9 protein-coding genes are annotated in these 13,019 nt (G+C 60.6%); 5 read left to right on the top strand and 4 right to left on the bottom strand.

Going from position 1 to position 13,019, the window contains the following annotated elements:
• Positions 1-182 precede the first annotated feature (182 nt).
• The 3 genes from rsmF to yebS form a co-directional block, all read right to left on the bottom strand.
• Positions 183-1,619, bottom strand: coding sequence for a 16S rRNA (cytosine(1407)-C(5))-methyltransferase RsmF (gene rsmF / locus ACJ8J4_RS01350; protein WP_142590455.1), 1,437 nt, complete (start codon positions 1,617-1,619; stop codon positions 183-185).
• A gap of 102 nt (positions 1,620-1,721) precedes the next feature.
• Positions 1,722-4,352, bottom strand: a complete 2,631-nt coding sequence (locus ACJ8J4_RS01355) for a PqiB family protein (RefSeq protein WP_025302585.1) — start codon at positions 4,350-4,352, stop codon at positions 1,722-1,724.
• Positions 4,321-5,568, bottom strand: a complete 1,248-nt coding sequence (gene yebS / locus ACJ8J4_RS01360; RefSeq protein ID WP_025302586.1) for a membrane integrity lipid transport subunit YebS — start codon at positions 5,566-5,568, stop codon at positions 4,321-4,323. Before yebS ends, ACJ8J4_RS01355 begins: the two co-directional genes overlap by 32 nt.
• Positions 5,569-5,823: 255 nt before the next feature.
• On the opposite strand from yebS, the gene ACJ8J4_RS01365 reads away from it, so the two are divergent.
• The 5 genes from ACJ8J4_RS01365 to ACJ8J4_RS01385 all read left to right on the top strand — a co-directional run bounded on the left by ACJ8J4_RS01365 (position 5,824) and on the right by ACJ8J4_RS01385 (position 11,434).
• Positions 5,824-6,321: a GAF domain-containing protein gene (locus ACJ8J4_RS01365; RefSeq protein WP_025302587.1), complete on the top strand. Its 498-nt coding sequence runs from the start codon at positions 5,824-5,826 to the stop codon at positions 6,319-6,321.
• A gap of 96 nt (positions 6,322-6,417) precedes the next feature.
• Entirely contained in the window at positions 6,418-7,128 is a 711-nt protein-coding gene (gene proQ, locus ACJ8J4_RS01370) for an RNA chaperone ProQ (protein ID WP_004931497.1), read from the top strand.
• 19 nt (positions 7,129-7,147) lie between these two features.
• A complete protein-coding gene (prc, locus tag ACJ8J4_RS01375) occupies positions 7,148-9,196 on the top strand; it encodes a carboxy terminal-processing peptidase (RefSeq protein ID WP_164067565.1) in 2,049 nt (682 codons plus the stop codon).
• A gap of 309 nt (positions 9,197-9,505) precedes the next feature.
• A complete protein-coding gene (htpX, locus tag ACJ8J4_RS01380; protein ID WP_016927998.1) occupies positions 9,506-10,390 on the top strand; it encodes a protease HtpX in 885 nt (294 codons plus the stop codon).
• Between the two features lie 336 nt (positions 10,391-10,726).
• Positions 10,727-11,434, top strand: a complete 708-nt coding sequence (locus ACJ8J4_RS01385; RefSeq protein WP_049204069.1) for a hypothetical protein — start codon at positions 10,727-10,729, stop codon at positions 11,432-11,434.
• 112 nt (positions 11,435-11,546) lie between these two features.
• Here the strand turns inward: ACJ8J4_RS01385 and ACJ8J4_RS01390 are convergent, their stop codons facing one another.
• Positions 11,547-12,941: an MFS transporter gene (locus tag ACJ8J4_RS01390; protein WP_025302590.1), complete on the bottom strand. Its 1,395-nt coding sequence runs from the start codon at positions 12,939-12,941 to the stop codon at positions 11,547-11,549.
• Positions 12,942-13,019: the final 78 nt, after the last annotated feature.

A 13,019-nucleotide genomic window follows, 5' to 3' on the forward strand; every position in this document is an offset into this window, starting at 1 on the left:
TAAGAATCGGGAATTGTCTTGATGAAAACGAGAAACTTTTTATTCTCATTCCCCCGGTTGACGGGGCTTGTAGGCGAGGTATACCGATAAAGTGAAATGATTAGAATAATAACGAACGGCGATGGGAATATTATTAGCGTTATTTTATTGCCGGGGAATTTCATTCCCCGGCGCGGTATCGTTTACAGGTGGAAATCCAGCACGCCGTCGCGCACCAGTTCGCGCGGCAGGTTATTCTTTATGCGGCTGCCGATGCGTTTGGCGATGCCCAGCGGTTGCCCCTGATAGGTGACGATGCACTCGTCGCCCGCCGGCGGCTGCTCAGGGTAGAGATCGCGGCCGTGATACCACTCCTGGGCCAGCGCGGCGTCCAGCTCGAAATGCTGTTTGCCGCCGGCACCCGCGAGGGCGATCGCCGCTTCGTGCTGCCAACGGAAACCTTTCGGGAAGCGCTCCGCCAGCTTGAGGCCGATACGCGAGAAGCGCACTTTGCCAAACAGCGGCTCCAGCTCGGCCGGGAAGAGCCAGATTTCCTTGTCGCGCTCCCACAGTCGGCTGTCATCGCCCCAGGTTAAGCCGGATGCGGCGGCGGCTTGGGCGACCAGCGCCGCCTCTTTGCCGGATAGCGGGCTGAACGGGAATTTACCGACTTTATAGGTCGGCTTCGCCAACGGCGCCACGGCGTGTTTTTTACGCAGGCGGGCGACGAAAAACCCTTCGCTGTCGTAAATCTGCGGGAAGACGTGCAGGAAGCCTTCGGCGGTCAACGCCTTGTCGGCGCCGGGGAATAGCTCACCCAGCGGCTCGACGCTGACTGCGTCGCCATAGGTATCCAGCAGCCAGCGCACCACCTGCTGATTTTCCTGCGTATTGAGCGTGCAGGTGGAATAAACCATCACGCCGCCCGGTGCCAGCGCATGAAACGCGCTGTCGATCAGCTCGCGCTGGGTGGCGGCGATCTCGGCGACGCTGTCCGGCGACCAGTTGCTCATGGCGTCCGGATCCTTGCGCACCACACCTTCACCGGAACAGGGGGCGTCGAGCAGAATGGCGTCGAAACTCTCCGGCAGTGCAGCGCCGAACACCCGGCCATCGAAATGGGTCAGCGCGGTGTTCTTCACGCCGCAGCGGCTGATATTGGCGTGCAGCACTTTCACCCGGCTGGCGGAGTATTCGTTGGCGACGATGCCGCCCTGGTTGCCCATCAACGCGGCGATCTGGGTGGTTTTGGAGCCCGGCGCCGCCGCCACGTCCAGCACTCGAGTAGGCGCCGCGTCGCCCGAGAACAGCGCGCTGACCGGCAACATCGAGCTGGCCTCCTGAATATAGAACAGACCGCTCAGGTGTTCGGCGGCGCTGCCTAATCGCAGCTCTTCATCGTCGCGCTCGATCCAGAACCCTTCCGCGCACCAGGGAATGGGCTCCAATCGCCAGTCGTAATCCTGCACCAGCGCCAGGAAGTCGGCGACGCTGATTTTCAGCGTGTTGACGCGCAGACTGCGGCGCAGGGGGCGCTGGCAAGCGGCGATAAAATCGTCCATCGCCAGCTCGGCGGGCATGATGGCGCGGGTGGCGTCGAGGAAAGCGGAGGGCAGAAAAACGGCGGTGGATTTGGCCACGGGGCGAACTCTCAGGGTGCAATAAAGACAAGGGCGAGAGTTTATCACAAAGCGGAAAAAAACAGGGCCCGGCATTGCCGGGCCCTGAGGAAAACGCGAAAGTTAATCGCGCGGAATGGCGGTGCCCCAGGTTTTCCAGTCCTTCGGCTCTTCCGGATTCAGCAGGAAGTGCTTGTTCGGCGTGGCTTTCGGCGCCAGCGGAATAGTCGGCGGGGTGGCGAAGGCGATACCGCCGCGGATGAACTGCTGGAAGGTGCCGCTCTTGATCACGCCGCCGGTCAGGCCGAACTGCAGGTTGTAACCCGAAGCCAGCCAGAACACGCTGTTGTTGCGCACCAGATGTTGATACTTCTTGCTGATGCGCAGCGCGACGTGCACCCGGTCTGACATGGCGCCGAGGTAGAAACCGGTGATGGTGCCGACCTCTACGCCGCGGAACAGCACCGGCGTGCCGATCTGCAGCGAGCCGGTTTCGGCGGCGTCGAGCACGACGCTCAGGCCGTCGAGATAGCGCGAGTCGGTGATGCTGGCCTGCTGCAGTTCGAAAGTGCGCAGCTCGCGGCCGCGCCCCGGCTCCACGTTGATATAAGGCTGGAGCAGGGTATCGAGGTTGCTGACGCCGGCGGCGGAGATCTCCGGCGACACGATCGAGAAGCGGCTGCCGAGGCGCGCGAAGGTCTGCACGTATTCCGGATACAGCACCGCTTTAGCCAACACTTCGTTGCGCTCCGGCGCCAGCTGCAGCGACTCCACCTGGCCGACGTCGATGCCGAGGTAACGCAGCGGCATGCCCGCCGACAGCTTGCTGGCGTCGTAGGTTTTCAGCGTGATTTGGCTGCCCACCGCGCGAGCGGCGGTTTCGCTGGCGTAGAGCACGCGGTTGGCGCCCTTGTTCAGCGTCACGCCCTGTAGATTATCGAAGCTGATGGCGCCTTTCAGCGCGCGGTTGAGCGGGGAGGCCTGCACCGTCAGGCCGCTGCCGTTGAGCTGCACTTTGGCGCCGCCTTCGGCCCAGAAGATGCTTTCGCGAGTCAGCAACTTGCGGTATTCCGGGCTGATGTAGACGTCCACCTCAAACTCGTTGGCCTTCGGCCGGACGTTGACGATCTCGCCCACCTGGAATTTGCGGTACAGCACCACCGAGCCGGCCTGCACGTCCGGCAGGCTGGTGGCGCTGAGGGTCAGGGTGGTAGAAGGGGCGTTGCCGACGATGCCTTCCTCGGCTTTTTCGCTGTTGGCGTATAGCGGGTACTGGCCGCCTGGTTCCCCTTTGCTGCCGGGGATAATGCGCACGCCGCCGTCCACCCATTCCTGGGCGCTGGCGCCGAGCACTTCCATACCGTCAATGCCCAGCTTGACGTCGAGACGGCTGTTGACCACGAATTTGCTGTCTTTATGCAGCAGGCCGCGGTACTGCGCGTCGATGGCGGCGGTGAACACCACGCCGCCGGCGGTCAAGGTGCGGCTCAGGATTTGGCCGACTTTCACGCCGTGCACCACCAGCGGCTGCCCGACGTCGATGCCGTAGCTTTGCGGCGCATTCAGCGTGACGGTCAGCACACCCGGCTGTTGCAACAGCGTTTCGCTGCTGTCCAGCACGTTGAAGCGCTGCTGCGGTTCGCCTTCACCCGGCACCAGTTCCAGCGTGGTGCCGGTCAGCAGTTGGCTGAGCTTGGCGTCGTTGAGGCTGATGCGCGGGCTGCGCATCACGATGCGGGTGCCGCTGCGCATCAGATCGACCACCGAAGGATCGATGGTCAGTTCACCGATGACTTTGCTGTCCTGTTGCAACGTCAGCTTGGTCAGGGTGCCGACCTGCAGTCCCTGGTACATCAGCGGCGTGCGGTTTTCACTCAGGCTGTTGCCGCTCGGCAGATCCAGCAAAATATTGACGCCGCGCTGGCTGTGGGCCAGATCCGGATACAGGGTATAGCTTTGATCGCCCTTGGCCTGCTGGCCATCGGCCGGCGAATCGAAGGCGATGGCGCCGTTGACCAGCGCCGCCAGGCTCTCCATTTGCACCGTGGCGCCGGACAGGCTGAAATCGCCCTTGAAGCCGGAGACATTCCAGAAGCGGCTGTTGCTCTTCACCAGGTTGGCGAAGCGGCGGTCGATCAGCACGTCGATGGTCACGCCCTTGTTGCCTTCGCTGATGGTGTAGTCATACACCTTGCCGACTGGGATTTTACGGTAATAGACCAGCGAGCCGCTGTTGAGCGAACCCAGGTCGTCGGCATGCAGGTGAATCATCAGTTCGCCGGTGTTCAGGCGGTACTTCGGCTGGGTATCGAGCGCGGTGAAGTGGGTTTGCTCCTTGCCGCTGCCGGGCATCATGCCGATATAGTTACCGCCGACCAGCGCATCGAGCCCGGATACCCCGGCCAGCGAGGCCTTGGGCGTCACTAGCCAGAACTGGGTGCCTTCGCGCAGCGAGTCTTCCAGATCGCTTTTGATGCTGGCTTCCACCACGATGCTGCGTAAATCTTTGCTCAGGCTGATTTTTTGCACCGTGCCGACCTCAACGCCCTGGTAGCGCACCGGCGTGCGGCCGGCGACGATGCCTGCCGCTGATTGGAAATCGATGGTGACGGTGGTGCCGCGCTCCTGGAAATTGTTATAGACCAGCCACCCGGCGATCAGCAGGGCGATGAACGGCAGTAACCAGAACGGTGAAATGCGGCGTTTGTTCTTGACCCGCGCTTCAGTCGGTGTAGTCGGCGTTTCCTGTTGCATGTGCATCCCAAATCAATCGGCTATCGAGCCATTCAACGGCAAGAATAGTCAAAATGACCGCCGAGCCAAAGTAAAACGCGGCCGGTCCCATAGTAAAAGATAACAGTTGATCGCGATTTACCAGCGACATCATCAAGGCGATAACGAACAGATCGAGCATCGACCAACGGCCGATCCAGGTGACCAGGCGCAGCAGACGAATGCGCGTCTTCAGGCTGTGCGAGGTTTTGAAGTGGATGCTCAGCAACAGCATGATCAGCACGATCACCTTGGTGAAGGGCACCAGCACGCTGGCGATGAACACGATAGCGGCGATCGGCACGTTGCCGGAGGTGGCCAATGAGACCACGCCGGAGAAAATGGTGTCTTCCAGCCGTGTGCCGTTGGCGTAAATGATGGAAATCGGCAGCAGGTTGGCCGGTATCAGCAGGATCATCGCGGCGATCAGCGCCGCCCAGGTTTTCTGCAGGCTGTAGGGCTGGCGATGGCACATCGGCACATGGCAACGCGGGCAGCGGCCGCGCGCGTCGGGATAGCCGGTATAGTGGCAGGACAGACAGATGTGCAGCGCCGTCGGCGGGCCTTCCGGCTGTTCCTGCGGATAGTAGCGCTCCCACAGCTGCTCCAGGTTGACGTGGATCAGCGTCAGGATGCTCAGCACCGTGAGCGACAGGTAAGCGATCAGCGCGCTGCCGGGCTGGATGTCGGCGTAATCCTGCACTTTGATCGCCGCCACCGCCATGCCGATCAGATAAATGTCCAGCATTACCCACTCTTTGAGCCGCTCCAGCATCAGCAGCACCGGGCGCAGGTTCATGCCGAGCGCATGGCCGACGCGCAGGTACAGCAGCGACAGCACCAGCGTCAGCGGGGCGCCGAGGGTGCAAAACGCCACCATGCTGGCGGTGAGCGGATCGCCCTGGCGGCTCATCTGCCAGATGCCCTCCAGCAAACTGGCGTCGATGCGCGTGCCGAGCAGACGAATGCTGATCAGCGGTTCGGTGAAGGCGAACGGCATCAGCAGCAGCATGGCGATCGCCATGGCGGTCAGACGCGTCATCGACCAGTCGCGGCCGTTCACCACCTTGGCGTTGCAGCGCGGGCAATAGGCGGCCTGATTGCCGCTGAGCGGCGGCAGCACGAACAGCAGGTCGCACTCGCAGCAGCGCTGGTGACGCGCTTTGGAAAGGGGAGCGGTGATCGCGTGTATTTTCATTTTTGACAAGTAGCTGCCCTTGAGCCCGCCGGAAGTGTCAGCGTAGCTGAAAAATAAACCGGCCGCGTCACCGGCGATCGGGCGCCGGACGGTAAAACGAGGTAAACCGGGATTCTGAGCGGCAAACATACCCCGAGCGACGGGGTTTTGTGAAGCAACAGATGATTAACCTTGTGGCTATACGCATTTAATGCTTATTTTATAGGGCCTAAGCTTTGGGCTTCTGGCCATCTTCACTGTTTCAATGGTTAACACATGACAAAAGAACAATTCTACGCGGAATTAAAACGTGACCTGAGCGCGTTGCTCGGCGGGGAAACCAACTTTATCGCGGCGCTGTCCAACGCCAGCGCGTTGCTCAATGAGCGTCTGGATGACGTGAACTGGGTCGGTTTCTATCTGATGGAGGGCGACCAGCTGGTGCTGGGGCCGTTCCAGGGCAAGATTGCCTGCGTGCGCATTCCGGTGGGCAAGGGCGTGTGCGGCACGGCGGTGGCGGAAAATCGCGTGCAGCGCGTCGGTGACGTGCATGCGTTTCCGGGCCATATCGCCTGCGATGCGGCCAGCAACGCGGAAATCGTGCTGCCGCTGGCGGTTGGCGGCCGAGCGATCGGCGTTTTGGATATCGACAGCACGGTTTATCAACGCTTCGACGAACAGGATGAAGTGGGCCTGAAAGCAGTGGTGGCGGGGCTTTGTGAGCAACTGGAACAGTGTGACAGTGCGAAATATGTGACTGTAGCGGCAAGTTGATCGACGGTTAACGTGGCAATTACCGATGGCGTCATTATAATGACGCCTGTTCATGCCTGTGGCTTGTTGGCAATACCGTTGTAATCAGGAAATTTCATGGAAAATCAACCTAAGTTGAACTCTAGTAAAGAAGTCATTGCTTTTCTTGCCGAGCGTTTTCCGCTCTGCTTTAGCGCCGAAGGCGAAGCTCGTCCGCTGAAAATCGGTATTTTTCAGGATTTGGTAGAGCGCGTGCAGGGGGAAGAAAATCTCAGCAAAACGCAATTGCGTTCTGCCCTGCGCCTATATACCTCAAGCTGGCGTTATCTGTACGGTGTCAAGGTTGGCGCACAGCGCGTCGATCTGGACGGCAATCCGTGCGGTGAACTTGAGCAGCAGCATGTCGATCATGCTCGCCAGCAGCTTGAAGAAGCCAAAGCGCGCGTTCAGGCACAGCGTGCCGAACAAAACGCCAAAAAACGTGAAGCCGCCGGCGAATCCGCCGATGCCGCTCCGCGCCGTCCGCGTCCAGCCGGTAAAAAGCCCGCTGCACGTCGCGAAGGCGGAGCCGCGCCGGAAAACCGCAAGCCGCGCCCACAAACTCGCCCACAGCCCGCTCGCCAACCTCGTGCAGCCAAAGAGGAAAGCCAGCCGCGTTATGCGCCAGTCACGGATATCTCTAAACTGCAAATTGGCCAGGAAATCAAAGTCAGAGCAGGCAAGAGCGCGATGGATGCTACCGTACTCGAAATCGCTAAAGATGGCGTACGTGTGCAGCTCTCTTCCGGTCTGGCGATGATTGTGCGCGCAGAACACTTGCAGTTCTGATACGGAGGCCAACCCAGGCATGAACAAATTCGTCAGATTAACAGCGATTGCAGGGCTGCTGTGGGCGGGTGTCAGTTACGGCGCGGAAACAGCCAACATCCGCATCGACCAACTGCCCCAACTGCAACAGGAACCCCAGCACGCTACGGTGAGTGAGCGCGTCACCTCGCGCTTCACTCGCTCTCATTACCGCCAGTTCGCCCTCGATGCGGAGTTTTCAGGCAAGATCTTCGATCGCTACCTGAACATGCTGGACTACAACCATAACGTGCTGCTGGCCTCCGACGTGGCGCAGTTCGCCGGCAAACGCAATCAGGTTGGCGAAGAGCTGAAAACCGGCAAGCTGGACACCTTCTACGCGCTGTTCAATCTGGCGCAGAAACGCCGCTTTGAGCGTTACACCTATGCGTTGTCGTTGCTGGACAAGCCGATGAACTTCACCGGCAACGGCACTATCGATCTCGACCGCAGCAAAGCGCCGTGGCCGAAAGACAAGGCCGAGCTGGATAGCCTGTGGGATGCGAAAGTCACGTATGACGAGCTGAACCTCAAGCTGACCGGCAAGACCGACAAAGAAATCCGCGACACGCTGACCAAGCGTTATCAGTTCGCCATCAAGCGCCTGACGCAAAGCAACAGTGAAGACGTCTTCCAGCTGGCGATGAATGCCTTTGCGCATGAAATCGACCCGCACACCAACTATCTGTCTCCGCGCAACACCGAGCAGTTCAACACCGAGATGAGCCTGTCGCTGGAAGGCATCGGCGCGGTGCTGCAGATGGATGACGACTACACCCTGATCAACTCGATGGTGCCGGGCGGACCGGCGGCGAAGAGCAAGGCGATCACCGTAGGCGATCGCATCGTCGGCGTCGGCCAGGCCGGCAAACCGATGGTGGACGTGATCGGCTGGCGCCTGGACGACGTGGTGTCGTTGATCAAAGGGCCGAAGGGCAGCAAGGTGCGCCTTGAGATCCTGCCGGCCGGCAAGGGCACCAAAACCCGCGTGGTCACCTTGACCCGCGAGCGTATCCGCCTGGAAGACCGCGCGGTGAAAATGACCATCAAGACCGTCGGCAAAGAGAAGGTGGCGGTGTTCGACATCCCTGGCTTCTACGTCGGTCTGACCGATGACGTGAAAGTGCAGCTGCAGAAGATGGCCAAGCAGAACGTCAAGAGCGTGATCATCGATCTGCGCACCAACGGCGGCGGCGCGCTGACTGAAGCGGTGTCGCTGTCCGGCCTGTTCATTCCGAGCGGCCCGGTGGTGCAGGTGCGCGACAACAACGGCAAAGTGCGTGAAGACGCCGACACCGACGGCGTGACCTACTACAAAGGCCCGCTGGTGGTGCTGGTCGATCGCTTCAGCGCCTCCGCCTCCGAGATCTTCGCGGCGGCAATGCAGGATTACGGCCGTGCGCTGATCGTCGGCGAACCGACCTTCGGTAAAGGCACCGTGCAGCAGTACCGTTCGCTGAACCGCATCTACGACCAGATGCTGCGCCCTGAGTGGCCAGCGCTTGGCTCGGTGCAGTACACCATTCAGAAGTTCTACCGCGTCAATGGCGGCAGTACCCAGCGCAAGGGCGTGACGCCGGACATTCTGATGCCGACCGGCGTCGATCCGGCGGAAACCGGCGAAGCGTTTGAAGACAACGCCATGCCGTGGGACAGCATCAATGCGGCGACCTACAGCAAGACCGGCGATATGACGCCGTTCGAGCCGGAACTGCTGAAAGATCACCAGCAGCGCATTGCGCAAAATCCAGAGTTCCAGTACATCGCGCAGGATATTGCGCATTACAAGGCGCTGAAGGATAAACGCAACATCGTGTCCCTCAATCTGGCGGTGCGCGAGAAAGAGAACCACGATGACGACGCGACCCGTCTGAAACGCATCAACGAGCGTCTGGAACGCGCGGGCAAGAAGCCGCTGAAATCGCTCGACGATCTGCCGAAGGATTACCAGGAACCGGATCCGTACCTGGATGAATCCGTGCATATCGCGCTGGACCTGGCTCATCTGGAAAAAGATCAGCCCGCTCAGCAGCCAACGCCGGCCAAATAAGGCCGCCTACGGCAGGATGAAAAACGCACCCTCGGGTGCGTTTTTTTATGGCGACGCGAAAGCCGGCTTCCCAGCAGGGTGAAGGGAGGTGGGCTGATGCATCGCCTGACAAATTTAGGGTAAAAAACCCTCCGCCTTACGCAACAATCGTTTACAATTTGCCAAATCCCGGTCGCGTGCCGTTTTTGTAAAGTTTCGTATTTTTAGTAGGTTAATGACGCGCGACTCTTGAAACTGTGACGGATGCCCATACGATCTAGGGTATCTTAGACAGCGTTTTGTTAACATTTATGAGGAAGTAAACAATTTATGATGCGTATAGCTCTGTTCCTGCTCACCAACCTGGCGGTGATGTTGGTTTTCGGGCTGGTGCTCAGCCTGACAGGAATCCAATCCAGTAGCGTTCAGGGCCTGATGATCATGGCCGGTCTGTTCGGCTTCGGCGGCGCTTTCGTGTCGTTGCTGATGTCCAAGTGGATGGCGCTGCGCTCCGTCGGCGGGGAAGTGATTGAACAACCGCGTAACGAAACAGAAAACTGGCTGCTGGAAACGGTACGCCGTCAGTCGCAGCAGGCGGGCATCGCCATGCCGCAGGTCGCTATCTACCACGCGCCGGACATCAACGCCTTCGCTACCGGTGCACGCCGCGACGCCTCGCTGGTCGCCGTCAGCACCGGCCTGCTGCAGAGCATGAGCCGCGACGAAGCGGAAGCAGTCATCGCGCACGAAATCAGCCACGTCGCCAACGGCGATATGGTGACCATGACCCTGATTCAGGGCATCGTGAACACCTTTGTCATCTTCATTTCACGCCTGATCGCGCAGGTCGCCGCCGGTTTCCTCGGCAACCGCGACGGTGATGGCGAAGGGGAAGGCAACGGCAACCCGATGATTTACTTCGCCGTGTCGATGGTGCTGGAACTGGTGTTCGGCATCCTGGCGAGCATCATCACCATGTGGTTCTCGCGTCACCGCGAGTTCTATGCCGACGCAGGCTCTGCCAAACTGGTAGGCCGCGAGAAGATGATCGCCGCCTTGCAGCGCCTGAAAACCAGCTACGAACCGCAGGAAGCGGGCAGCATGATGGCGTTCTGCATCAACGGCAAATCCAAGTCGTTCAGCGAGCTGTTCATGTCGCACCCGCCGCTCGACAAGCGTATCGAAGCGCTGCGTTCCGGCCAGTACCTGAAGTAATCGGCTGAATGAAAGGAAAAACCCCGGCTTGCCGGGGTTTTTTTATGGCATGCCTGAACCGCTTTTTCAGCGGCGGCGGATTCAGCAATGAAATTCGGCGATGAATGGGGTAAAGCGCTTTACCAAAGTTTGCGGGCGTAAATGCCCTGCAGCAGCGCCCGAAGTCCCTGAATCCCACCTGCAAACAGCGTCTTTCGGCCTCTCAGCCTGGGCTGGCGCGGTGCCAGATCACCCGGTGAGAGGGCAAGCCGCATCGGGCCCGGTCACGACCGCCTGTTTGGCTTTGGAAGCGCATGTTATATGCTTTGGCGCAATGACATTTTTCCCTGAGGTCCTATGAAAATCAACCACCTTCCCTTACTCAACGGTGATGAGGTGTCGGCGCGCCTGACCGAGTTGGCTGGCGGTGTCGCCGATGCGGTTGCGGAATTGTTGAACCGGCATGATGACGATGATGAACCGCCGGCTATTCGCTGGCATTCAGGCGATCTGCGCCTGCCGGCATTTTTCCCCGACGAGCACGACGGCCACGATTACGATTACCTGATCGTGGACGGCGATGTGATCGTGGAGGGATGCCTGGCGGTGTCACCGCAGCGAGAGGACGGCGGCATTGTCGTGCTGGGGCGGCTGCAGGCGGATACGCTGATTTGCTGGGGCGGACTGGTCGTGCGTGACGATGTCCGCATACGCCATGCCTATTGCAGCTCAGGAAACGACGGCGCGTTCGTGGTGGGGGGAGACCTGACCGCGCTCACCCTGGTAGAAACGGGGGAGTTTATCCATGTCCATGGCGACCTCGACGCGCGATGTCTCGCTTCGTTGCAGAACTTCGTTCAGGTTGACGGAGAGACGCGCTGTGACTGTCGAATCGACAGCGCGCAGTCTGAAGATCTGATAAAGCGCATGTTCACCCCCGGCCTACTGAAAGCCTTCGAGGGGATGGATCACGACGGCCAACACATTGTTGGCTGGTATCCGGATGACGACGCCTATTTAGCCTGTTTACGACAAGGCCGAAGCCCCTTGAGGCACGGAGACTGACGCCTGGCTTGCAATGCTCACGGCATTGCATCCGACGCGGCCCGGCTCAGGCCGTCCGTCAGTGCTGGCCCCGTCGGTTTTACAATCGATGGGAGCCCGGTTCGTTTACCCGCTATTTCACCTCGCGGCTCGGCTGCGCCGCTTGCGCCGTCGATTGGGTGATGCGCAGGCTGCTGACGGCCGCCGCCAGGGTGGCGAACACCCCAGCCAGGATCAGTGAAGCGTGGGTGCCGGATGTGGGGAACAGGTTGAACATCAGCGCCACCAGCGCAGCCCCCGAGGTTTGCCCCAGCAGGCGCGCGGTGCCCAGCATGCCGCTGGCGCCGCCGCTGCGGTTGCGCGGCGCGGCGGAGATGATGGTGTGGTTGTTGGGCGACTGGAACAGGCCGAAACCGGCGCCGCACAGTATCATGCGCCAGATGATGTCCATATTCGACGGCGCCGCCGGCAGCAGCGCCAGAGAGAACAGTCCGAGCGCGAACACCGCCAGCCCAATGCAGCCCAGCAGGCCGGCGTGCACGCGCTCCACCAGCCGGCCGGCGATCGGCGCCATCACCACGATCGCCAGCGGCCACGGCGTCAGCAGTAGCCCGGTCGCCACCTCGTCGCGGCCCAATGCACTTTGCAGAAAGAACGGCAACGACACCATCGCCAGCATTTGCGCGGCGAACGAACAGATTGAGGTGCCCATCGACAGGGCGAAGATCGGGATGCGCAGCAGGTCGACGGGCAGCAGAGGGAATTCCTGGCGTAACTGACGGCGCACGAACACCGCGCCAATCGCCAGCAGCGCGGCGATCTCGCTGAAGATCAGCGTCAGGCTCTGGCCCTGGGCGAAGCCGCTGATGGCGGTGATCAGCAGGCCGAAGGTCAGCGCGTTCAGCACGGCGCTGGTGGGATCGAAACGGCGGTTATCGCTTTTTTGGCCGTTGGCCGGCAGGAATTTCATCCCCAGCAGCAGCGCGACGATGCCGATCGGCAGGTTGATGGCGAATAGCCATTGCCAGGATGCGACCGACAGGATCGCCGCCGCCACCGTCGGCCCGGCCGCCGAGGAGCAGGCGACGATCAGCGAGTTGATGCCCATGCCGCGGCCGAGAAAACGCTGCGGGTAGATGATGCGGATCAGCGCGGTGTTGACGCTCATGATAGCGGCGGCGCCAAAGCCTTGCAGCACGCGGGCGATGGTCAGCGTGAGCAGCGAGTCGGACAGGGCGCAGAACAGTGAGGTGATGCTGAACACCAGCAACCCGGCCTGGTAGATACGGCGGTAGCCGACCAGATCGCCGAGCGACGCCAGCGACAGCAGAGAGACGGTGATCGCCAACTGATAGGCGTTGACCACCCAGATGGAACTGGCCGGGCTGGCGTTGAGATCGCGAGCGATGGTGGGCAGCGCCACGTTGGCTATCGCGCCGTCGAGCACGGATACGGTAATGCCGAGGGCGATGGCGAGGATCGCCCCATAGCGTTGCGGGACGGGGAGGCCGTCGGAACAAGGACGCATGTTGGTCTCAGCGGTATTTATTCAGGGGAGTATTATCATGCTAATCATATTCGCCTGTGATTGCATGCCCCTTGTCCG

The organism is Serratia sp. CY47280 (assembly GCF_052168655.1).
Lineage (GTDB): Bacteria > Pseudomonadota > Gammaproteobacteria > Enterobacterales > Enterobacteriaceae > Serratia > Serratia bockelmannii.